The sequence below is a fragment of the Salegentibacter sediminis genome (assembly GCF_002078605.1).
Taxonomy (GTDB): domain Bacteria; phylum Bacteroidota; class Bacteroidia; order Flavobacteriales; family Flavobacteriaceae; genus Salegentibacter; species Salegentibacter sediminis.
The window spans coordinates 276,660-300,662 of record NZ_MSJR01000002.1; the positions used below are offsets into that span (position 1 = coordinate 276,660).

20 protein-coding genes are annotated in these 24,003 nt (G+C 38.2%); 10 read left to right on the plus strand and 10 right to left on the minus strand.

The window, feature by feature from the left end:
* Positions 1-50: 50 nt before the first annotated feature.
* Together BUW93_RS05500 and BUW93_RS05505 are read left to right on the plus strand one after the other, a co-directional pair.
* Complete coding sequence (locus BUW93_RS05500) at positions 51-1,631, plus strand: thrombospondin type 3 repeat-containing protein (protein ID WP_081209969.1); 1,581 nt, start codon at positions 51-53, stop codon at positions 1,629-1,631.
* Positions 1,632-2,088: 457 nt separating this feature from the next.
* Positions 2,089-3,114 carry a M12 family metallopeptidase gene (locus tag BUW93_RS05505; RefSeq protein ID WP_081209971.1) on the plus strand — a complete coding sequence of 342 codons (1,026 nt, stop codon included), beginning with the start codon at positions 2,089-2,091 and terminating at the stop codon, positions 3,112-3,114.
* A gap of 190 nt (positions 3,115-3,304) precedes the next feature.
* Here the strand turns inward: BUW93_RS05505 and BUW93_RS05510 are convergent, their stop codons facing one another.
* Positions 3,305-3,895, minus strand: a complete 591-nt coding sequence (locus tag BUW93_RS05510) for an acyl carrier protein phosphodiesterase (RefSeq protein WP_081209973.1) — start codon at positions 3,893-3,895, stop codon at positions 3,305-3,307.
* Positions 3,896-4,012: 117 nt separating this feature from the next.
* Between BUW93_RS05510 and glmM the strand changes: the two genes are divergently transcribed.
* Entirely contained in the window at positions 4,013-5,398 is a 1,386-nt protein-coding gene (gene glmM / locus BUW93_RS05515) for a phosphoglucosamine mutase (RefSeq protein WP_081209975.1), read from the plus strand.
* Here the strand turns inward: glmM and BUW93_RS05520 are convergent.
* Positions 5,395-6,300 (minus strand): lysophospholipid acyltransferase family protein, encoded by a 906-nt coding sequence (locus BUW93_RS05520; RefSeq protein ID WP_081209977.1) that lies wholly within the window; start codon positions 6,298-6,300, stop codon positions 5,395-5,397. The genes glmM and BUW93_RS05520 overlap by 4 nt on opposite strands.
* 53 nt (positions 6,301-6,353) lie before the next feature.
* On the opposite strand from BUW93_RS05520, the gene BUW93_RS05525 reads away from it, so the two are divergent.
* The gene (locus tag BUW93_RS05525) at positions 6,354-7,001 is read left to right on the plus strand and encodes a rhomboid family intramembrane serine protease (protein WP_081209979.1); all 648 of its coding nucleotides are present in this window, start codon (positions 6,354-6,356) and stop codon (positions 6,999-7,001) included.
* Between the two features lie 49 nt (positions 7,002-7,050).
* Positions 7,051-7,734 (plus strand): SIMPL domain-containing protein, encoded by a 684-nt coding sequence (locus BUW93_RS05530; protein ID WP_081209981.1) that lies wholly within the window; start codon positions 7,051-7,053, stop codon positions 7,732-7,734.
* A 58-nt stretch (positions 7,735-7,792) separates the two neighbouring features.
* Here BUW93_RS05530 and BUW93_RS05535 read toward each other — a convergent pair whose 3' ends face one another.
* Positions 7,793-8,914 (minus strand): TlpA disulfide reductase family protein, encoded by a 1,122-nt coding sequence (locus tag BUW93_RS05535; RefSeq protein ID WP_081210235.1) that lies wholly within the window; start codon positions 8,912-8,914, stop codon positions 7,793-7,795.
* 137 nt (positions 8,915-9,051) lie between these two features.
* On the opposite strand from BUW93_RS05535, the gene BUW93_RS05540 reads away from it, so the two are divergent.
* On the plus strand, positions 9,052-11,421 hold the full coding sequence (locus tag BUW93_RS05540) for a GAF domain-containing protein (RefSeq protein ID WP_081209983.1): 2,370 nt from the start codon (positions 9,052-9,054) through the stop codon (positions 11,419-11,421).
* On the opposite strand, the gene BUW93_RS05545 is transcribed toward BUW93_RS05540, so the two are convergent.
* Entirely contained in the window at positions 11,413-12,597 is a 1,185-nt protein-coding gene (locus tag BUW93_RS05545) for a Pycsar system effector family protein (protein WP_081210237.1), read from the minus strand. The genes BUW93_RS05540 and BUW93_RS05545 overlap by 9 nt on opposite strands.
* A 50-nt stretch (positions 12,598-12,647) precedes the next feature.
* Here BUW93_RS05545 and BUW93_RS05550 point away from each other — a divergent pair, with 50 nt between their 5' ends.
* Positions 12,648-16,367 (plus strand): metallophosphoesterase, encoded by a 3,720-nt coding sequence (locus BUW93_RS05550; protein ID WP_081209985.1) that lies wholly within the window; start codon positions 12,648-12,650, stop codon positions 16,365-16,367.
* 157 nt (positions 16,368-16,524) lie between these two features.
* Here the strand turns inward: BUW93_RS05550 and BUW93_RS05555 are convergent, their stop codons facing one another.
* From BUW93_RS05555 to BUW93_RS05575, 6 genes are all read right to left on the minus strand, one after another.
* A complete protein-coding gene (locus BUW93_RS05555; RefSeq protein ID WP_081209987.1) occupies positions 16,525-17,382 on the minus strand; it encodes a hypothetical protein in 858 nt (285 codons plus the stop codon).
* 1 nt (position 17,383) lies between these two features.
* Positions 17,384-18,274, minus strand: coding sequence for a mechanosensitive ion channel family protein (locus BUW93_RS05560; protein WP_081209989.1), 891 nt, complete (start codon positions 18,272-18,274; stop codon positions 17,384-17,386).
* A gap of 12 nt (positions 18,275-18,286) precedes the next feature.
* Positions 18,287-18,790 (minus strand): Dps family protein, encoded by a 504-nt coding sequence (locus BUW93_RS05565; RefSeq protein WP_081209991.1) that lies wholly within the window; start codon positions 18,788-18,790, stop codon positions 18,287-18,289.
* A gap of 99 nt (positions 18,791-18,889) precedes the next feature.
* Positions 18,890-19,210 (minus strand): phosphoribosylpyrophosphate synthetase, encoded by a 321-nt coding sequence (locus BUW93_RS05570; RefSeq protein ID WP_081209992.1) that lies wholly within the window; start codon positions 19,208-19,210, stop codon positions 18,890-18,892.
* Between the two features lie 123 nt (positions 19,211-19,333).
* A complete protein-coding gene (locus BUW93_RS15010) occupies positions 19,334-19,495 on the minus strand; it encodes a hypothetical protein (RefSeq protein WP_198536981.1) in 162 nt (53 codons plus the stop codon).
* Complete coding sequence (locus tag BUW93_RS05575; protein WP_081209994.1) at positions 19,492-19,956, minus strand: thiol-disulfide oxidoreductase DCC family protein; 465 nt, start codon at positions 19,954-19,956, stop codon at positions 19,492-19,494. Before BUW93_RS05575 ends, BUW93_RS15010 begins: the two co-directional genes overlap by 4 nt.
* Positions 19,957-20,090: 134 nt before the next feature.
* On the opposite strand from BUW93_RS05575, the gene BUW93_RS05580 reads away from it, so the two are divergent.
* From BUW93_RS05580 to BUW93_RS05590, 3 genes are all read left to right on the plus strand, one after another.
* On the plus strand, positions 20,091-21,098 hold the full coding sequence (locus BUW93_RS05580; RefSeq protein ID WP_081209996.1) for a LacI family DNA-binding transcriptional regulator: 1,008 nt from the start codon (positions 20,091-20,093) through the stop codon (positions 21,096-21,098).
* Positions 21,099-21,403: 305 nt separating this feature from the next.
* Complete coding sequence (locus BUW93_RS05585) at positions 21,404-22,849, plus strand: MBOAT family O-acyltransferase (protein ID WP_081209998.1); 1,446 nt, start codon at positions 21,404-21,406, stop codon at positions 22,847-22,849.
* Positions 22,850-23,860 carry a hypothetical protein gene (locus tag BUW93_RS05590; RefSeq protein ID WP_081210000.1) on the plus strand — a complete coding sequence of 337 codons (1,011 nt, stop codon included), beginning with the start codon at positions 22,850-22,852 and terminating at the stop codon, positions 23,858-23,860.
* Positions 23,861-24,003 lie beyond the last annotated feature (143 nt).

The window sequence follows — 24,003 nt, forward strand, 5'->3', positions numbered from 1 at the left end:
CCCTTTTTAAATACCAAACACTTTAATAACCATTCTTAAATATTTTAATTATGAAAAATTTTAATAAGTACATTGGAGCCATTGCAATAATAGCAATGTTATTTACCTCGTGTAGTAAAGAAGAAACCGATGTTTTACCAGATGATGCCAAGGCCACATTATCCTTTGGAACTGTCTTAAATGATCTTGTGGACAACAGCAGACAGCAGGCTAATTTAGGTATTCCTACTTGTGTTGATGATGAACCTGCATATGTCGAAATTGTTCTTACCGGAGACGAAAACGTAGGTAGTATGGAAGAACCTTTAGTAGTTAATGTTCACCCCACACCTATCCAGGAAGATGGGGAAGATGTATGGTTTACTCAGGAGTCCACAGATCTTGAACTGACTCCGGGGGATTATGTCCTTACTTATTTCGCTGTCTTCAATGAAGGCGGAGATATGATCTGGCTTGCTCCCACAAGTGGAGGTGATCTAGAGGATTTTGTGGATAATGCGCTGCCTTTGGATATAAGTCTTGGAGCCGGAGTTAAAAAATATGTAGATGTTGAGGTTCTTTGTTTTGATGACCGCATGGTTAACGAATATGGATACCTGTTCTTTGACATTATTGGAAAAGAGGCTTTTGAATTCTGTGTGTTTGCCAATTATTGCGATGAAAATGGAAGACATTATCCTGCCTACTACTCATTTGAAGTATATATGGGAACCGATGACAGCGGGGATTTACTATATAATGAATTATTATATCCTGTACCTAATACAGATGGTGAAGATCCATCAGTAGCACCATTATGTTTTGCGCTACCTAATCCAACTGATCTGGGTGGTGATGTGCCTTATATCTACTGGAGAGCTACTTTGGAAGATTGGGATGATGTTTATGGGGAAGCTCCGGATATTGTTCTTGATGGTACCTTAACCCGAAACGCTATAATGTCGCTCTTAAATGATGATGGTACAACTTCCGAGTATGCTCACTTGAGATTCGGATGTGAGGATGATAATGGTGGAGGTGATGAATGTGATTTAACTGATCCGGAAGCTGATTGTGATAATGACGGTGTGCTGAATGGAGTTGACGATTGTCCTGAAACTCCTGGTACAGTGGCAACAGATGGTTGTCCTGATGGTGATGGCGATGGAATAAGAGACAGTCTGGATAACTGTCCTGAATTAGCTAATCCAGACCAGGAACCAGATGCCGATTGTGATGGTATTATTGATGCTGATGAAGCTGAAGGTTGTGTTAATAATCCAGATCCAAACTGTGGAGCAGTGGTGGTAGTTCCTTGTTTACCAGATCCTGATACTTCAAGTAACTGTGAGACTACAAGCTTTAATGTGGATAATGTGAGTGATGAATTTCCTTACGAATTTCTTGTTGATGGTACTGTAGTAGGAAATGTAGGAGTAAGTGTTGATGCTAACGGGGATGTAATTATTGAAATTACCATGAATATATCTAATGATGCTTACTTAGTTGATGAGACCGAAGTTATTATTGGAGACTATATAGAATGTTTCGATTTCGAGAATGTAGGCACTGCGACAATGACTATCGAGGGCGATTACTCTTTAGGATTTGATTTGGATATGCGGGTAAATGTTTGCCCGGCGATAAATTAAATTCACGTAACATACTAACCAGTTATTGATTAACCGGGGGGTGACTAATATACTGGTTAGTTTTTTATTATCATCCTTTAGGTTGGTAGTAAAAGAGGCTGTTCGGATTTTCCGAACAGCTTTTTTTGTTAAAATTATCAAAAAGTTCTATTAAAATGCAGGGTTTAGTATGTTAGTAGGGTCTAATCCAGAGGATTACATTTTTTATCAAATAATTTTTGTTTATAAACATTTCATTTTCAGTGAGTTTTATAAAAAGAATCATAAGAAAAGATAGGGAACAAGCCGGCCCCAGGATAACCAATTATCTTGCTCATTATTTTTTTTGTAGGAAACTGACTGTTAATTAATTAGAGGCTTTATTGATAAAAATTTTTGGAATAACCTTTGTAAAACCTGGGTGAGTAAATTTTAACTAAAATATTATAATTTAAAATTTAGGTAAAAAACCCTACTTATGAGAAAAAGCAAATTTATGTTACTATCGGTTCTAACGATTCTGGCCTGTAGTAAAGATCCAATTAATGAAACGGAAGAAGCAGAAACGCAAACAGGGACCAACGAAGTTGGGGAATCACTTACAGAGATAGCCTATCCCGATAATGTTGGCCCCGTATCGGAGATTTATTATACCGGACAAAAAATTCCGGTCGAGAAACACGGTAAGGATTACGTTTATCAGGGGGATATAATGATTCCTGCCCATTTAGCCAGTTCAGAGCCCCAAAAACTGGTTTATGAAAAAGGCGAAAAAATTGATTTTAAAAGTGTAGGCCGTACCAATGGTTTATGGCCAGATAATAAAGTTTATTACGCCATTGACGGAAGCTTACCTAATAAAGACAGGGTTTATGATGCCTTGAAGCATTGGGAGGCTAACACCAACATGGAATTTATAGAAAGATCAGGACAGTCAAATTATATATACTTCACTTCCGGATCAGGATGTTCTTCTTATGTTGGAATGATTGGGGGGAAACAAAATATCACCCTTTCCAGCAGCTGTTCTACCGGGAATACCATTCACGAGATTGGGCATGCGGTAGGCCTTTGGCACGAGCAAAGTCGGGCTGACAGGAATAACTATATTACCGTACATTATGATAATGTAAAAAGTGGAACAGAGCATAATTTTCATACCTACGATGAAGGTGGATTTGATGGAGATGAGTATACTTCCAGCCTGGATCTTGGGTCTATAATGATGTATGGTTCTTATTCTTTTTCAAAAAATGGAGAGCCAACCATAACAAGGACGGATGGGAGCACCTATAATGTACAACGAACTCAATTGTCCAGTGGGGACAAGAAAGGGATAGCGGCAATGTATCCTGGAGGTACAACTGCTCCTACTTATGAAAACGGAGAATACTATACTATAAATGGAGTGACGGTTCTCCGAATGTATGATAAATGGTATCTGAAAACCCAGTTTGGTTGGAGACAATTAAATTTAATAGATGGCGTTTGGTACTGGGCGTAAGCTTAGAACAAAAATCATTAGCAAAAAAGCCCGGAAATTTCCGGGCTTTTTTTATGCTAACATTTTTTGGAATTTAAAATGGGGAATCCCGTTCCACACAAAACTGTGTTAAAATTCCCCAAAAAAAATACTAAGAAAATCAGAACTGAAAAATGGCCGAAAAAAAAATGTAAAAAATACAGGAAATCACTTAAGTTTTTAATTGGTTTATTTCCTTTTGAGTGAAATCAACCAGGTCAGGGAAAAACTCCTCGAATTCATTTTCAAAATCCTGGTAATGCAACCTTAAATCTTTTACAGAATGATGTAGTTGGGAGGTAAAACTTGTCCGTCGGCTCATTTGCGCCAAAATTCTCTCTACACCCTCCAGGCTTCGGTATTGAAAAAACCAATCATCCTCCACCATAAAAGGGTAGAAATTCTGAACCCTTGACGGAAGAAACGCCCAATTTTCTTTCAATAAATCATAAAATTTATAAGTATAGGAGCTTAGAGATTCTTCTGAAAACTTTTTCCAGTTTGCTGCCAGAAAATGATCATAAAATACATCTACAATAACTCCGCTATAATGACGAAATCGGGGAAAAAGCCTTTTTCGGCTTTTGGCAAAAACCGGATGCACATCGGTATAAGTATCTATAGCCCTGTGCAGAATAATTCCCTGTTGAATCCTACCGGGATATTTCAGAAAATCTTTCCCTTTCACAGAATCTGCGATAAAGTTTCCGATTTTCAATTCATTATCCTCTCCAGAGAGATATATATGGGCCAGGTAATTCATTGAAGAAAGTTAGTGATTTCTGGGTTCTTCCTGTTTAATTTGTGTTAAGTTTTGTCTGATACTTCCCGTGACTTGTATATTTGTTAAAATTTCATTTTACAAAATCAATATATATTTATGAGTTTAATAAAATCTATTTCCGGAATTCGGGGAACAATTGGTGGCAAAACCGGTGAAAACCTTACCCCATTGGATGCCGTGAAATTTGCTGCTGCTTATGGTTCCTGGCTGAAGAACTTTTCAGATAAAGAAAAATTAAAGGTGGTAGTGGGAAGAGACGCCCGTATTTCAGGGAAAATGATCCAGGAGTTAACCATGAACACCCTTACCGGTCTCGGTATAGATGTGATTGACCTTGGCCTGTCTACGACCCCTACTGTAGAGATTGCAGTGCCACTGGAAAAAGCCGATGGTGGTATCATCCTAACCGCCAGCCATAATCCCAAACAGTGGAATGCCCTTAAGTTGCTAAATTCCAAAGGAGAGTTTTTGGACGGAGAAGAAGGAGCAAAGATCCTTGGTATTGCGGAGTCTGAAGATTTTAATTTTTCTGAGGTTGATGAGCTTGGTAAAATTACTCTCAAAGAGAACTATATGGATACTCATATAGAGGAGGTCCTTAAACTAACGCTCGTTGAAGTCGAGAAGATTAAAAAAGCTGGTTTTAAAGTCGTTGTAGACGGGGTAAATTCCACCGGGGGAATTGTCATCCCGGCATTACTAAAAAAACTCGGCGTGGAAGTGGTAGAGCTGTATTGTGAACCCAACGGTCACTTTCCGCATAATCCGGAACCTTTAAAAGAGCATCTCCAGGACATCTCTGATCTGGTGGTTAAGGAAAAGGCCGATATGGGAATCGTTGTAGACCCTGATGTTGACAGGTTGGCAATTATTGATGAAAATGGCCAAATGTTTGGCGAAGAATATACCCTGGTAGCCTGTGCAGATTATGTACTCTCAAAAACTCCGGGTGACACCGTAAGCAACCTTTCGTCTTCCCGGGCCCTAAGTGACGTGACCAACAAATACAATGGGAATTACAAGGCCAGCGCAGTAGGAGAAGTGAATGTGGTGAAGTTGATGAAAGACAGCAATGCCGTTATTGGAGGTGAAGGTAATGGCGGAATCATCTATCCTGAATCCCACTACGGGAGGGATAGTCTGGTTGGGGTGGCATTATTCCTAAGTCTTCTCGCTGAACGAAAGCAGAAGGTTTCAGAATTGAGAAAAGAATATCCCGCTTATTTTATGAGTAAAAATAAGATTCAATTAACCCCTGATCTTGATGTAGATGGAATCCTGAAGGCAGTTGAGCAAAGACATCGGGAAGAAAAAGTGTCTACCGTAGATGGAGTGAAAATAGATTTTCCTGAAAACTGGGTTCATCTTAGAAAATCTAATACCGAACCTATAATTCGAATTTATACCGAGGCAAAATCTCAAGAAGAAGCCGATGATCTTGCCCAAAAGATGATTGCAGAAATCAAATCTATTATAGCTTAGTCTATAACAATAGAGTCATTAGTTATGGGCCTGTGACGGTGCTTCCACCGTTTATGGGTCCATAAATAATACTGAGGGTCATTGTTAATCTGGCGTTCCAGTAATTTGATATATTCTTTAGTAATAGCAAATTCTGGTTCCTGCTTGGGATTATCAGAAATATTGATTAAAGTGGCAGCATAATGACCCCGTTTCACTTTTTCAACATTTAAATAAACTACAGCCATATCCAGTTTTCGGGCCAGAACCTCAGAGCCTATGAACACGGGCACCTTAATACCCATAAAATCTATCCAATGGGTTTTTTTAAAGCGTTTGGGAGATTGATCGGCAATCATGGCATAGATACCACGTTGGCCGGCTTTTTCCAAGGCGGTAATTTGTGCAGTTGCCTCAATTGTGGGAATTAATACTCCGTCAAATTTCCCACGAATATCTCTGGCCAATTTATCAAAATAAGGGTTTTTTACTTTCTTATATATTCCGAAAGCCTTATAGTCTATGCCGTGGAGTTGTAGGGCGATTAACCATTCATAACTCGCATAATGCCCGCACATCGCGACAATACTTTTATCAAGTTGCTTCAACCTTTCAAATTCCTCAGGATTGGTAAAAACAAATCGTTTTTTTAATTCTTCATTAGTAATGGAAATACTTTTTATCATCTCCAAAAAAATATCACACATATGGCGATAGAATTTCTTCTGAAAAGACTTCTTTTCTTCGGTAGATTTATCAGGAAATACCAGGTCGAGATTTTCTTTTACGGTTTTTCTTCGGTATCCAATAAGGTGATATACCAATACAAAAACCATATCAGAAACCAGGTAAAATAACCGGAAAGGTAGTATAGAAATAAACCAGAGCAGGGGGTAGGTCAACCAGAAAACCAGGCGATGCATAAGACAAGTTTCAGCAAATATATGGTATATTTGACATTAAATTAAATCCAATTATGGGGGAATTAAACCTTGTTACCATTATCATTATTGCCGCGAATGTTCTTATCTCTTTTAAGGGTTTTAATGATGATTCATTCTTTCAAAAATTTAAATTCAATATAGCTGATCTAAAAAGGGGCGCGAAATATCAGGTCTTCACCTCTGGTTTTTTGCATGTGGATACAACACATTTGTTTGTAAATATGCTTACACTCTATTTTTTTGCCAATGTGGTGATTTATGGAATCGGTTCCGTTGGGTTTTTAATTGTTTACCTGGTGAGCTTAATATTAGGGAATTTACTTTCCTATTTCTTTCATAAAGACGAGCCGCATTACACAGCCGTAGGTGCCAGTGGTGCTGTTATGGGAGTGCTCTATTCGGCGATACTCCTGCAACCCGATATGATGCTTGGTTTGTTTTTTATTATTCCTGTGCCGGCCTATATCTTCGGAATAGGTTATCTTTTATATACTATTTACGGAATGAAAAAAAGATTGGGCAATATTGGCCACGATGCACATTTTGGCGGAGCTGTAGGAGGATATGTGTTAACCCTTATCCTTGCTCCCTGGGTTATGGAGAACCACCTGCTCATGGTTATCCTGTTAGCAATTCCTATTGTAGTCTTATTTGTGCTGCAGAAAATGGGAAAACTGTAATTTGGTACTTTTCTTGTTCCTAAAGGTGTAAATCTAATCTTATATAATTATGAAAAAACTACTTCTGCTTAGTGCAATTTTGTTAAGTATGGGCATCTTGGCCCAAGAAAACAATATGAAACAGGGAATTTTTGTTTCAGGAGAAGGGATCGTTAAAGTGGTTCCTGACGAGGTTATAATAAAATCCCAAATAGAACATGAGGGGGTGAATGCAAGTACGGTAAAAAAAGAAAATGACCAAACAGCAGATGCTATTCTGAAGTATTTAAAAGCCCAGGATATTCCTGAAAGCAATATCCAAACCGATTATGTTAACCTGAATAAAAGGTATAATTATAACGATAAATCCTATACGTATGTAGCAAGACAGGCTATTAGCATTACTTTAAAAGACCTTGATAAATATGAGGAAATAATAAGCGGATTGCTGGAAAATGGGTTGAATGGAATTAACGGCATTCAGTTTAAATCTTCAGAAGTAGAAAAGTATAAAACCGAAGCTCGAAAAAGAGCGGTTCTCGCTGCTAAAAGAAAAGCCGAGGAATTCGCCGGGCCCCTGAATCAGCAGGTAGGAAAGGCGATTACCATCAGTGAGTCATCGGGGAATAATTTTCAGCCGGTATATCGCATGGCCGATATGAAAATGAGTGAAGAATCGGGCTCACAGCAAACTCTTTCTCCCGGGGAGATGGAAATAAGTGTAACCGTGAATGTAGGCTTTCAATTACATTAATATAAATATGACATAAAAAAAAGCGCCGTACGGCGCTTTTTTTTATGTCCAGTAATTTTTATTCTTCCCCTAAAAGTTCGGCGATCTTGTTTTCAAGATTCTGTCCCCTCAGGTCTCGGGCCACTATTACGCCATCCTTATCCAGGATAAATGTGGCTGGAATAGCACGAATTCCATACTGCTTTGCCACCGGTTCATTCCAGAATTCCAGATGAGATACCTGGTGCCAGGGTAGCTTGTCTTCTTCAATTGCCTTAAGCCACTTATCTCTCTGGTTTGGACGATCCAGGGAAACTCCTATAATTTCAAGGCCTTTATCGTGGTATTTTTCATATATTTTTACTACGTTGGGATTTTCTATCCGACATGGTTTGCACCAGGCAGCCCAAAAATCTATAACGGTAACTTTTCCGCGGATCTCTTCCAGAGAAAGATCTTCTCCTTCGGGAGTTGGAGCGGTAAAATTAGGAGCTTTGCTCCCTATTGCCACAGCGCTTTCGCTTTCCAGTTTTTGTTCCAAAGACCTTGCGATGGAACTTTGTTTTACTTCATCATCCAGGCCTTCATATAATTCTTTGATCTCATTAACCGGAAAAGATTTCATATTCATCATATCCAAAAGGATCATTACCGATACAAAAGAATCGGGGTTTTCTTTCACCATTTTCTTTTTGAAGACCTTATCATTATCCATCAATTCGGCTTCGGTTTCCTGGAGCACTCTTAGTTGAGTAGAATCCCTTTGCTGAAAAGCCTGTTGCATTTGCTGGCGCCCTTCACCAACTTTTTTATTAGTTTCTTTAAGGTGGTCGAGATAAGTTGTTAGGGTCTGGTTTTCTTTTCCACCTTTTATCTCGGAAGTTCTTAAGCTATCCTTATAAATTTCGAAACTTATAGGTTGATTTTCAGAAATAAAAATCACATTTCCATCTATACCTTCGATTTCTAAGAAGCTTAAATTAGAGCTTTCCACCTCAGTAAGGTCGAGCTCAAATTTTTCATCATTAATCGCGGTAGAATCAATTCTTTGGGGACGGGAATTTGGATTCTGGATCTCAGAAATGTAGAGCATTTTACCGTCTTCAATACCTTCAGCAGTACCTTTTATAGAATAACCTTTATCATCCTGGCAGGATATTGTTAATAAGGCCAGGCCGGCTATTGCTAATAGTTTTCTCATAATATCAAATTTAATTTCAGCAAAAATAAACAACTGCTAACAGAAGAGTCTTTCATTTTTATAAAATATTGTTAATTTGGAGCTTCATCAAAGTTCGGGCTTACAGAAAATGTAATTTTACCCAATATTATCAGGTAATGAAAGAACAAATTGAAGATTTTCCATTTAAGATTAAGATCAGTTTCCACAAGGTGATTGATGTTTATAAAGCACAACTTGCAAATGGAATAGATGGGATTTCCCGGGAATATGTTGAGAAAATCCTGGATTATGTAGATTCTTTTCCCCAATTGACAGAAGGTATTGTAGATCGCGAAGAACTTGTAGAACTTAAAGAACCTATAAAAATCCTGCTGGATGATATCTTCCCCAGTATTTTAAGCGATAACGAGATTAAAACAGCTTCGGCCCCTCATCACAATATATTCTTTAACCGTTCCAAAAGATTAAAACGGATAATGAATAATACGGGAAAAGATTTTAATCTTCAAATGCGTAATATGGATGCAGATATGCATTACATCCACGCGTGTATCAATATCCTGAACGCTTACTATGGATACGATATAGATTTTTCCAGGCCCATGTATTATGATATTCCTGATGAAAATGGAATTATGCGTCACTATCGTGTAGCCATAAACGGGGATTTTGTGGATTTGGAACCTACCGAGAAAGCAAAGAAAATAAGCCAGGAGGATGTAGATAAACTCATTCAAAATTTTGAAGATATTTCTGTCTGGAAGGAAATGTTCCCACCTCAAAGCTGGCTGTTCAAAGGTTTTATTATCCTGAACCTTACCGATGTAACTATAGATGAAGCTATTTCAGAATTAAAAACCACCCTGTTATTTGAACAGGCTTCTCAAAAGGACGAATTGCTGAAACTGCAGGAAATCTTTCGATCTATTTATAAGATCCCCGATTTAAAAGTTGGTTACACGGTGTATAACTCCCAGGATAACCTTTTTGAACGAATGGAAAGCAAGGATGCCCGGAGTTTTATTTTAAACAACAAGCAGGAGAGCGATTGTAAGACTGGTTTATGCGAGAAAGGTTTTAGAAAATTATTTGAAGAACGCAGTTTCTTCAGTATTCCGAATGTGAAGGCTTATGCCAGAAAAACCAATAATAATTTCCTGTCTCAACAATTGCTGTCTAATGATATAAAGAGTTGTATCCTGGCACCAGTGGTCAAAAACAACAGGCTTTTGGGAATTCTGGAGTTGGTGTCTACCCGAAAAAATGAACTTAATAGTATTAATACCATTAAGCTTGACGAGATCCTTCCTTATATCGCGACAGCGGTAGATCGAAACCGTACCGATTTTGAAAACAGGATTAAAGCGGTGATACAAAGTGAATGCACTTCCATTCATCCAAGTGTGCTTTGGGTCTTTGAAAGGGAAGCCAAGAAATTCATTAAAGATTTTGACGAGGACGGCCTGGCTTCTTTTAAGGATATTGTTTTCAGGGATATATATCCTCTATATGGGCAAATAGATGTAGTGGCTTCCTCTGAGGCCAGAAATGAAGCTATTCAGAAGGATTTACTACATCAGTTAAAAATCATTGTGAAGATTATAGACAAGGCCTACGAAAAAGAGAATCTTCCTATCTATGAACAGGTGAAATTCAGAATTGCCGATTTTAGAAAGGAACTAAAGGAAAGCCTGAATGCCTCCAGTGAACAGAAGGTATTTAATTTATTGCAAAAAGAGGTAAATCCTATTGTTTCACATCTCAAAAAGCAATCTCCTGAACTGAAGAAGATGGTAGATGACTATCAAAAGGAACTTAATCCCGAAACAGGGATTGTATATAACCATCGCAAGAATTACGATGAAACCGTACAACAAATAAACCGGACGATGTCTCGCTATATAGATAGGAAACAGGTAAAGGCACAGGAGATCTATCCGCATTATTTTGAGCGTTATAAGACCGATGGTGTAGATCACAATATTTACATAGGAGCTTCGATGGCGCGAAATAAAGCCTTTAATAAAGTCTATTTGTATAATATGAGATTGTGGCAGTTGAGTACGATGTGTGAAATGGAAAATCGTTTCTACCAATTGCAGGAAAATACGCCTATAAAGTTGGATGCTGCTTCTTTAATTCTTGTCTATAATTCCACCTTGTCGATAAGATATCGCATGGATGAGAAGAAGTTTGATGTAGATGGCACCTATAATGCCCGCTATGAGATCATTAAAAAACGTATCGATAAAGCTTTCATTAAAAATACTGAAGAGCGAATCACCCAAAAAGGAAAGATCGCAATAATCTATTCTCAACGCAGCGATGAGCGCGAATACCTTCGCTATATCAAATACCTTCAGGCCAAGAAATACTTGGGCGAGGAGGTGGAAATCCTTGAGTTGGAAGATGTCCAGGGAGTTGTTGGGTTAAAGGCCATAAGGGTGAATATCCTTTATACCCCAGATGAAGCAGACCCCGAAAAAACCATTACTTATGAAGACCTTATGCAGGAATTAAACTAAATAAAAAGCGATTACAAAGCTTATTACCGAAAGAATAATTCCTGCCATAAAGACTAAATAGGTTAACCTTAACAGCATATATTTTCGGTGTAGAACCTTTCCCAGCAAATGTAAATCCAACATCAGGGATTCATAAACATAATCTTTATCTTTTATGATTTCCTTCATTCCCCAACGAAACTGCTCGAAAGGCATCTTATGGAAATTTCCGAAAAAGAGTAAATTTACTTCTCTGTTCTTCACCTGATCCTTGGTGAATTCGCCGCTGGTTACGTTCGGCCTGGTAGACATAATGGAAAGAATAATAGAGGCCACACTAAACAGCATTAATACAAGGCTGGGAATAAGAAGGTGTTTATGGGTTTCGGCGTCCAGTTTGGGCAACAAATTAGCAAATGCCAGGGAAATAATGATAGCATTTACTGAAAGAAGGATGTTTGCTTTGGTATCGGCAATATCGCTTAATTTTATATGGTTCCGCAAAGTGACCCTGAAAAGCGTTTGAATACTGCGTTCAGGATTATCATTCTTAAACTTCGCCTTCATGCGAGCCTTAGCCTCTTCTTTTTTAAGCTTTTTCTCCTGCTTTTTTTGTGATTCAATGAGGTCGAGCAGGTTTTTTTCTTTGCCTTGCTGCCAGGTGGTAAGCGCATAAGTGGTGTAAAATTGATGCTTTTCGGTAAGCATTTCAATATTTTCCTGCACCCATTCTGGAGCGGTATAATTATTTATATTTTGTAATTCCAGTTCCTGCCTAAGCAATTCACTGGTTTCCTCGAAATAATCTTTGGCAAAGTGCGAGGAGTCTGCATCCCTTATTATCTTTTCGGGAAGAGTTTCCGGTTCAGTATCAAAGCAGGTTGCTTTTATATATTGCTGAACTTTTTCAATGAGTTCAGGGGTGGCATTATTTTCTTTTAAAAAGGAAGTTGCAATGTTCACGCTCTCTTTTTCGTGCCCCTTAAAAGTACGTGTGTATCCTGTGTCATGGAGCCATGCCGCCAGTAATAGCGCCTCTTTCTCTTTAACATTAATTTCAGAATTATCAATTAATTCTTTAGTACTTTTAACCACTCGCTGCGTATGCTTGTAGTTATGATAAATAAAGGTATTGGGTAATTTTTCCTTAAAAAGATTCAGCACAAATTTATCGGCTTTCTCTATTAGTTGGTTCATGTGCACTTTTTTTTGTCCAAGCCAAATTACAAAAAAGATCAAACTCATATATGAAAAAAAATATCTTCTTTCCTTTTATCGCCTTTTCGATTCTTCTAACATCCTGTGTTACGGTAAAACCGAAAATCCATGAAGATGAACCTAAAGAGGACTTTGGCTACCCCGAAACAAAAGAAATAGAAAAATCCTTTTACTTAATTGGCGATGGTGGGTACTCACCTGAAGGGGGTTCTTCTAAAGGCCTTATTGCTTTTAAAAATTTCCTGGACTCGGTAAAAAAGCCTGAAAATTATACCTTCTTTCTTGGCGATAATATCTATCCCGATGGCATGCCGCCAGAAGGAGACCCGGAAAGAGAAAAGGCCGAGTATATGCTTGATGCTCAACTTGACGCCATTGAGGAATATGATGGCAATGTACTTGTAATTCCCGGCAATCATGATTGGTACAATCAAGGTATTCCCGGGCTGGATCGTCAGGAAGATTATTTAAAAGAGAAATTTGAAGAGAATCTTATCTGGTCTCCTGAAACAGGCTGTGGTTTGGAAATTATAGAGGTATCAGAGGATATTCAACTTATAGTCATCGATTCCCAATGGTATCTTACAGATTGGGACAAACATCCAAAGGTTAACGACGATTGCGGACAGATCAAAACCCGCGAGGCTATGTTGCTGGAGGTAGAGACCGAGCTTAAAAAGAGTCAGAATAAAACTGTACTCATAACTCTGCACCATCCGGTACTTTCTAATGGAATTCACGGAGGGCAGTACAATTTCAACCGACATATTTATCCCAGTCAAAAGAAGTTGCCAATTCCCATCCTGGGTTCCCTTGCGATGTTGATTAGGACCACAGGAGGGGTGTCTATTCAGGATCTTCAGAATGAGAGATATAAGTCGCTGGCCCGTAGGCTTGAGACCATAGCCCACCGAAGAGAGCGGGTGATATTTATTGCAGGGCACGAGCATTCTCTCCAGTATATCGATAATGGTAATATCAAGCAGATCGTTTCAGGCTCAGGATCTAAAGGAACTTTTGCCAGCCTTAGTAATGACGGGCGTTTTGCCTATAGCGGGCAGGGATTTGCCGTTCTGGATGTGTTTAAGGATGGTTCTTCCTGGGTAAGTTTCTACGGAAATGAAAAAAATAAAGCCAAGTTACTTTTTCAGAAGGAAATTAATTCTGCGCCGCAGGAATACGATCTAAGTCAGTTCTCCACAGAGTTTCCTGAAACAATTACTACATCGGTCTATTCAAAAGAAGAAACCGAAAAAAGTGATTTTCACCGAACCGTTTGGGGTAAGCGTTACCGGGAACTTTACGGAAAAGATATAGAAGTGAAAGTGGCCGATCTCGATACTTTATATGGTGGTCTCGAACCCCTCATCAAATCGGGAGGGCACCAAACGGTCTCGGTAAGAATGAAAGATACCTTGAACCGGGAGTATAATATGAGAAGGATAAGGAAGGAATCTGTGCAGTATTTGCAAAAAGTGGCCTTTAAGACGACTCCTATTCAGGATGATCTGGAAAATACCGTTGCAGAGAGACTGATGACCGATTTTTATACTGCTGCACATCCATATGCTTTTTTAGCAGTGCCTGGCTTGGCTTCTGCCGTTGACGTTCATCACACCAACCCTGAACTGTTTTATATGCCAAAGCAGCCAATCCTGGGAAGATATAATGAGGAGCACGGAGATGATATCTATATGATTGTGGAACGCCCGGAAGAGAATTGGCTTGGAAAGGAAAGTTTTGGAAGCCCCAATCACGACATTGTGAGCACCGCCGATATGTTTGAAAGGCTAAGACGAGATGAAAAATATACCCTCGATGAGCCGCGATACGTAAGATCCCGTATTTTCGATATGCTTATAGGCGACTGGGATCGCCACCAGGACCAATGGCGCTGGGCCGAGATCGAAGATCAGGAAGGAAACCGCCACTTTGAAGCTATTCCCAGAGACCGCGATCAGGTGTTTTCTAATTTTGATGGCGCTTTCTTCGGAACGCTCAGAGCACTTGCTGGTTTTGCAAATCAATTTGCCGTGTATGATGAGGATATTAAAGATGTGGAATGGTTTAATATCGCAGCGGTTGGTCTTGACCGTTCCCTGCTGCAAAATGTGGGCCGAGAAACCTGGTTGAAAGAGGCCAAGTTTATTCAGGAGAATATGACCGATGAAGACATAGATAAAGCATTTGAGAAACTTCCCCCGGAAAGCAGAGAGGAAACCTTGGAAGATCTTATCGCAAAGTTAAAAGGAAGAAGAGATAATATTGTCGATATTGCGATGCGTTATTATGATCATTTGGCCAGTCTTGCCATTGTAACCGGTACCGATAAAGATGATTTTATAGATGTTACCCGCCTTCCGGAAGGTAAAACCAGAGTTAAAATAACAAGAAATAAAGGAGGGGAACGTGCGGAGACGCTCAGTGAGAAAACTTATTCCAGAGAAGAAACAAAAGATATCTGGATATATGGACTGGATGACGAAGATAAGATCCGGGTAGATGGAGAAGGAGATGAGGAAATTTACCTGAGGATCATCGGAGGTTTAGGAAATGATATCTATACCATTAAAAATGGCCGAAACCTAAAGGTCTATGATCATAAATCATTACCCAATACAATTAAAGAGGAGGGAAATGCCCGATTTAGATTTAGAGATCATTATGATATTAATACCTACGATAAAGATAAAAAGAACTTTAAGGGTGGAGCCTTTTTACCGGGGTTGGGGTATAATCCTGATGATGGGTTTAAAATAGGGATTGAAAGTGTATATACCGTAAACAACTTTAAGCGCAATCCGTTTACCTCGAAACATACTTTTGGCGGAGGTTATTATTTTGCAACTAATGGCTACGACCTTTATTATGAAGGAGAATTCGCTAATATTATTGGGAGATATAATTTACGGGTAGGGGCCAGTTATAACAGCCCGAATTTTGCCAGTAACCTTTTTGGCTATGGAAACGAAACAGAAAACTTCGATGACGAGTTGGGAATGGATTATAACCGTGTGAAAATAAGCCGGTATGCTGCTAAAGCCGGATTTGTAAAAAAGACACCTTTTGGGAGCTACTTTAGTTATTTGGCGAATTTTGAAAGTAATAAAGTAGAAGATACCGAAGGGCGGTTTATCCACGAAGAATTTAATATTACTGATGAAGATTTCTTCGAGAGAAAATATTTTGCAGGACTGGATGCCTTATATCGCTATGAAAGCTACGATAATTCCTTAAATCCAACCCGGGGGATGAAATTTGAGTTAAACCTGGGAGGGAAGATCAATACCGCTGATACCGATCAACATTATGGATATTTTAAACCCTACTGGAGCTTTTTTAATGCCCTGAGCCGAAACCGGAAACTTGTATTAAAATCCAAGGTGATGGCACATTTAAATATGGGCGATGGTTATGAGTTTTATCAGGCCGCACGCCTTGGGGGCGAAACCGGCCTCAGAGGCTATAGGTTACATAGGTTTATAGGAAAAAGCGCCTTTGCTACAGGAGGAGACCTGCGCTATAGTTTTGATGAATTCAAGACCGGCTTTTTACCAATACAATTAGGAGTTTTTGGAGGCTATGATCTGGGTAGAGTCTGGAATGATTTTGAAGAGAGTGACAAATGGCACGACTCCTACGGTGGTGGTTTCTGGGTGACCAGTGCTCGAGCCGTAAACGGGACCTTTAGTTTCTTTAAGGGTTCGGAAGGTTGGAGGTTTGCTTTTGGCCTTGGCTTTGAATTCTAAGATTGGTTCCTCTGCTATAGCTAAAACATAAGAATAATTTTAACCTGAAGCGCCCCATCTGGTTAGATGGGGCGCTTCAATTTTTCACTTTATGTTACTTTATTAGTACAGGGGTGCTTTATAATGAAGATTCCCTGGGCTGGCTGCGTCTTGTGTTTTAATTTATTCTGAATTCATATAGGTTTCCTCCTCGGCCTGCCGATTGTTCATCGGTGAGGTAAAGGCTTGTGCTATCTTTGAAGCAAACGCTCTCTTTCTGAGAATTATGACTAAATTCCAGGTGTTTTATTTTTCCGCCTGCAAAATCATCACCTTTAAAATCTGTGATCACGTATAAAGATTTGTTGGTAAGCAAGATCAGCTTTTTCTGATCTTCACTTACTGAAGCCGCCGTAATACGGCAGGAGGTCTCTTTACAAGACTGAAATTCTCCTATTAATTTTGCCTTATGTTTGCCCGGGACATCAGGCAAACGGTAGATCTTTGAAACTCCGTTGCTTTTGCTGCTGCGATTTTTAGTGAAGAGGTATAGATTTCCGTTTAAATGTGCAAAGGCTTCTATATCAAAATTTCTGTGTTTCCTTTTCGGCGGAAATTCTGTTTGATCTTCCAGCCGAAAAGAGATCTTTTCTGCAGTAATTTCTTCCGAAGTAATTTTTTCAGGATTCTTTACTTTATAAATAACCAGATCATCCCGTTTATTGCGGTTATTGCCAAAATCTCCGATATATAGATAATCTGAGGTATCCCAAGCCAGGTCTTCCCAATCCTTATTTTCAGCATTGTTTATTTCGATGTCTTTTAATGTAGTTTCCCCCGGCTTAAGACCATAAAGTACATTTTCATTTCCTGAATCATTGATCATCCAGATCATTTCTGAGCCGGGAAATTTTTCCATTCCGCTTACTTCTTTCATAGTGGCGGGGAGGTGTTGAATTTTTAGTAACTGCCCATAATCTTCACAACTCCATAGCAGGAAAATCCCCAGTAATGGAAATAGTTTAAAAGTCTTCATTTTACTGATTGTTGTCGGGGTTTTTTATGGATAAGTTATTAGAGAAATCGATAGTTCTAATAGGGAATGGGATGGTGATATCGTTGGCATCAAAGGCCTGTTTGATCGCGATGATAGCCTTGTTTTTGGCAATTAGAATATCCCGGTTTTTAGTGACATCTGTCCAGAACCTAATGACAAAATTAATAGAACTATCGCCAAACTCTGTATACATAAACTCTACTTCCTCGTTGGATTTGGGAGGGAAGATCTTTTCAATGGTTTCCAGGCTGAGTTTTTGCACAAATTCCAAATTGGAATTATATGCGATTCCGCAGTCGAGCATAACACGGGACCGGGGAGTACTTGAAAAATTCTTAAAGGGTTCCTCTACAATTTTGGAGTTGGGGATAACTACATAATTGTTATCAGACTGTTTGATCACGATATTCCGAAGATTGATATCTATAACCTGCCCGGCGTACGAATTAGTTTCAATCCAGTCACCTATTTGAATTTCTGGAAGAAAACTAAGAATAACCCCGGAGAAAGTATTGTTTAAAGTGCCTTGAAGGGCAAGGCCTATAGCCAGACCTACAACTCCGGCACTTGCAAGAACAGTAGTTAAAACCTTATCCAGGTTAAGTAATCCCAGGGCAACAAAAAAGCCAATAAGTACTACGACAAGCTTGAGAACCTTTATGATCATCCTGCGGATGGAAACCTGTTTAATCTTAATCCTTAACAGTCGGTCCAGGACTCTGCCAAGATAGCGTGCCAGAATAAGAAATAGGCCAAAAACAAGAATGGCCAGCACAAAATTCGGTAAATTCAGAATTATTGTATCCAGCCATTCCTGAAGTTTGCTCCCTATTTTTTTCAGGGAATCATAAAAGTTATAATCATCGAACATTAAGAGAGGGGATTACTTAGCCTTTTTTACCGGGGCATGACCATCGGTAGTTTTCATTTTCCAGGCGTCAAGCATCCAGCTTGTTTTCTCCAGTTCTCTAATGTAAGCTCCAATAAGATCTATAGTACCTTCATCGCCGGCTTTATCGGCAACTTCTACCACGCTACGCATTTGTTTTAGCAAGATGCCGTGGTCTTTCAGGAGCGTTTCAATCATTTCGTAATCGGTAAGATCGGCCTTTGCTTCTTTAAGGTTTGAAGCTTTCAGGTATTCGCTTAGATTACTTGTTGGCTGATGGCGAAGGGTTAAGATCCTTTCGGCTATTTCATCTACTTTTAGCTTGGCATCATCATACAGCTCTTCGAATTTTTCGTGAAGGTCAAAGAAATTCTTTCCTATAACGTTCCAGTGAAAATTCCGAAGTTTCTGGTAATAAAGATGATAATCGGCAAGGAGAACATTAAGCTCTTTAACTGTGTTCTCGGTTTTCTTTTTATCTAATCCTAAGTAACTCATAGTTTTTGTTTATTGATTCTTAAATTATGATACTAAAATACAATAGTTTAGTGAGCTTGCCAAGCCGTATTATTGCTTTAATAGAAGTTTAACGAGTTATTAATCGATTGGGCGATGGCCCTTGAGGTCCAGCTTTTTCATCATTTCATCGGACACCTGTCCACTGGAAATTCCATAACCATCTACAAGGACACCTTTTCGGCCATTGGTTGTGGATATGGCATAAAGAATGGCATTATCGTCGGGGTTGCTCATTCCTTCGAAACGAAGCACCTTATCAACGTCAAATTCTTCAATGCCATAAGTTTCATTTTTAGATTTGATCTCAATTTGTTCATCCAGCAGATTGAAATCGTGTTCATATCCTTCTTCCAGTTTCAGTTTATTAATTGCCTGGGATAATGTTCCGTAATCTTTCATTTTAATTATTTTGACATGATTAGAGTATTAAATTACGGCGCAAGCCCAATATTTGCAAACTACTACGGGGGTTTAGGATAAGTTTAACTCGTGATAAAAACTACTTCCGGAGAAAAGAAAAGTTTAGAAGTCCTTTCCTTGTTGCTCATCTTCATTTTTCTTTTTTCTGCGGAAGAAGCTAAGAGGGAAAACAAGGAAAATAAACAGGTACCAGCCGGTGAGGATCCCGATTATGGTGATAAGGGCTGCAAGAATAAAAAACCAATAGGTACGCAGAAAATTCATAATAATGCCAAAATAACAAAAACAGCGAGAAGGTAAAAAAGCCAGTAGAATTTAAAATTGACAGGGTCTTCTCCCAGAAGTGCTTTAGTAAGCTTAAAGTAAAAATCCCGGTTTTTCGCTATATGATTATAAGCTTCATCACTTAACTTTTCAAACCAGGAATATTGTTGGTACCAATGATGCCATTTTTCATCACCGGTGTAGTATAAGCTTCTGTAGGCAGAATCGGGCCCGCTGTAAACCCTGCCATCGGGTTCGATAAGTCGGCTTGCCTTTTTGAATTCTTTTTCTGGAATATCAGGAAATTCGCCAGCTTCCTCCTGGTAAGTAACAAATCGGAGTTTAGCTTTTGTTTTTAGTTGCCAACGGGTCTTCCAGAATTTACAAAAGCCGCAGGTGCCATCCCAAACCATTGTAGGTTTTTTTGGGGGATATTCGGTTTGGTTTATTTTAGCAAACATTTTCTTTAGAATTATTTTTAAGGCCTTTTAAAGTTATTAAATCTTTAATAAAATCATGAAACATATCAGGGTAAAGAATAATTTCCAGGAAATATTCATACTTTTATAAATTATTTTAATTTTTCAGAGAGATTATGAAGAATAAGATCACCCTTAAGGAATTAGCAAAACTGCTTAATGTATCAATTTCAACCGTTTCCAAAGCTTTAAATGACAGCCCCGAGATAAGCGCCAAGACCGTTGAGCGGGTAAAGGAACTTGCTAAATTGCATAATTACAGGCCTAATCCGGTAGCTGTAAATCTTAAAAGCAGCAAGAGTGGGACTATTGGAGTTATTATCCCAAATATTTCCAATTCCTTTTTTGCCCGTGTACTTTCGGGGATTGAAGCAGAAGCCCAACGTGCCGGTTTGCAGGTGATCACTTATATTTCTAATGAAAAGTTGGATAGAGAGAAGCAGATCTGTGATATGTTAACCACAGGTTATGTAGATGGGGTTTTGATAGCTGTAGCAGAAGAGACTCAACGAAAAAAAGAATTTGACCATCTATACCAACTGGTGGAATATGGAATCCCGGTAGTATTGTATGACAGGATAAATTTTGACATTCCCGCCGACCGAATAGGAATAGATGATGTAGGTACTTTTGCTGATGTAACCAAAGGCTTACTGGCAAAAGGCATTAGAAAAATAGGAATAGCTACTACTATCCATCATATGGGTGTGGGAAAACTGAGGATAGAGGGTTATAAAGAGGCTTTGCCTAAAAATGAAAATTATTATATCGCCAACTCGGCCCGGCCGGAGTCTTTAAAAGAGAAAACCGAAAAGATGCTTGTTAAGGATAAGGTAGAGGCAGTAATCTGCACCGATTTTGAAAGTACCATGCAGGTCTACCGATCGGCTTTTGAACATACAATAAATATCCCTGAGGATCTGAAAGTTATAGGTTTTATAGGGAAAGAACTCGCCAACTTTTTAACTCCGAGTATCAGCTATATCGACCAGTTTCCCGAAGAGATGGGAACGGGAGCAATGCAGTTACTGGAGGCTCGTCTTAATAATTACAATAAAGATAAATCCGGCACCGAGAGAATACTTAAAACCAGCCTGGTACATTTGGAGTCTACCAAATTCTAAATTATCTATAGCCCTGGAGAGGATTATTTATAGGGCAGATTTAGGTATGCTATGCCATACCGGTGCTTCTTTGAAGTTTCCCTATAATTTCTTTTTAACAGAGGTTTTTTTACAGAGAAATAACGAAGGAGGACCTAGCTAGATGTGATTATTTACGAGTTGATTTATTTGATTTATTTCTAAAGAGTATCCGGTATATCAGAATCTTATAATCTAAAAATACTTTTCAAGAAATAAGTTGGATGCTTGGAGGTAAACAAATAATAATTCTATTTTTGCCGATGCTTCTGAAAGAACTATAGAAAATGTTATTCAACTCCCTGGACTTTGCGATCTTTCTGCCGATTGTTTTTATTCTTTACTGGTTTGTTTTTAACAAAAATCTAAAATGGCAAAACCTACTGGTTGCTGCAGCTAGTTATGTTTTCTACGGTTGGTGGGATTGGCGATTTCTTTCGCTTATACTTTTTAGCACTTTAGTGGATTATTTTGTTGGTGTGAGCTTAGGCAAAACGGAAGCCCCAACGAGAAGAAAAGTCTTACTTTGGATAAGTATCCTGGTTAATCTTGGTTTCCTGGGATTCTTCAAATACTATAACTTTTTTCTGGATAATTTTAAGTCGGCTTTTAGTATCGCGGGCTATGAATTGAATGCAAATTCTCTTAATATCATCCTTCCTGTTGGAATTAGTTTTTACACCTTCCAAACTTTGAGTTATACCATAGATGTGTATAAAGAACGATTAGAACCAACTAAAAATTTCATCTCTTTTGCGGCTTTTGTCAGTTTCTTTCCCCAGTTGGTTGCAGGTCCTATTGAAAGGGCGTCTAATTTATTGCCACAATTTTATAAGCCGAGAAAATTTGAATATAGCCAGGGAGTTGATGGCATGCGGCAGATTTTGTGGGGACTGTTCAAAAAGGTAGTAATCGCAGATAACTGTGCGGTATATGCCAATCATATTTTTGAAAACTCTGCAGATATGTCTGGGAGTACTTTAGCTTTGGGAGCTGTGTTTTTCACCTTTCAGATCTATGGGGATTTCTCCGGATACTCAGATATTGCTATAGGAACCGCCCGACTTTTTGGTTTTAATTTAATGCAGAATTTTGCATCCCCATATTTTTCCAGAGATATCGCAGAATTTTGGAGGCGTTGGCATATATCCTTATCCACATGGTTTAGGGATTATTTGTATATACCCCTGGGAGGAAGCCGGGGAGGCACTTTGATGAAAGTCAGGAATACCTTTATTATATTTATTGTAAGCGGTTTCTGGCACGGGGCAAACTGGACTTTTATTGTATGGGGGGCATTGAATGCAGTTTATTTTCTCCCCTTACTACTAACTAATAAAAACCGTCAGAATATGGAAGTGGTGGCCGAGGATTCTTATTTGCCTTCATTGAAAGAGATGGGACAGATGACTTTAACCTTTGGACTAACGGTAATTGCCTGGGTGTTTTTTAGAGCGGAGAATATTGGACATGCCGTGAGCTACTTGGGAGGAATGTTTTCATGGTCATTTTTTAATGAACCCTCATACTCTGGGATTTCTTTTCTTAAAACTTTAATACCAATATTAATTTTATTTTTTACCGTTGAATGGTTAGGTAGAAGAAACCAGTATGCCTTATCCCAGGGTTTATTAAAAAATAATGTTTTAAGGAAAACCTTATACTTAACGATCTCTATATTAGTTTTATTATTTTATGGACAAAATCAGGAATTCATATATTTTCAGTTTTAAATGAAAAAATTCTTAAATAAAATATTAATATTTTCAATAATTCTTTTTGTTTTCAATTTAGTATTGGGATTTATTTTGCCTATTCGGACGTATTATGGAAATGAGATGTTTGAACAAAAATTTTCATCTATTAAAAATGATTTAAATGATTATAATTTATATTTTTTTGGCTCAAGTAGGATTGTGAATGGAATTAACCCTAAAGTATTTGATTCGGTTATGCAGGTAAATGACAGGGATATTAATTCGTATAATTTGGGAAGTTACGGAACCTGGTTTAATGAAAATATTTTTTTAATCAATTCAATTTTAAATGATACTTCTATAAAAGATGCAACTTTTATGATAGAGTTTCAACAGGTTATGAGTGTGCCCTGGGAAAAGATTGATAACCATAAAAATATTTATTATCAGAGTTCTGATAATTTCACTTTTATCCTTAACTATGTTCTAGATAAGGATATTAGAACATTTCGAGACTTTTTAATTGGAGTACATTATATCTTTTCATATTCAATAAGTGAAACTTTAAATATTTTTAATCTAGGTAAGCTTAAAGGCTTAGAGTCCTATTCACATTCAAAGGAGTCTAAAAAATTTGATAATAAAGGTTTTTTTGCTATTGATAGTAGAAAAGAAATGAATCAAATTACTATATCCAATTATCAATCAAAAGGTGTTCAGTTATTTCAGGCTAATGAAAGCAAATCAAATGGGGCTTTTGAAAAAAAAATTAATGAAATAATCAAAAAAGCACAGGAAAGAAATATTTCCATAATTTTTATTTTAACACCTAAAAATTATACTAAGGAAATGGTTGCAAACTACAAAACTTTGCCATCGGAAAATAAAATAGATTACGAAAAATTCTTGGATCAAACTTCCTTGTTTGAAGCGGCCAATTGGGGAGACCATACTCATTTCAATTTTCAGGGAGCGCAATATTTCACAGAATTTGTAGCGAAAGAATTCCTGATTTTGAATAGGAATGAGGCTAGTGAAAATAAGTAGTTAAAGCTAAAATGTAGGAAATGCAATAACAAAACTCTGTTTCATTTTTTATTGAGTTAATTATAATCTGGATGGTTTAATCTATGCTGGAACTCTCAACATCAAAAAAAATGATTTTATATTTACCTCTGTTTTAAAATTGG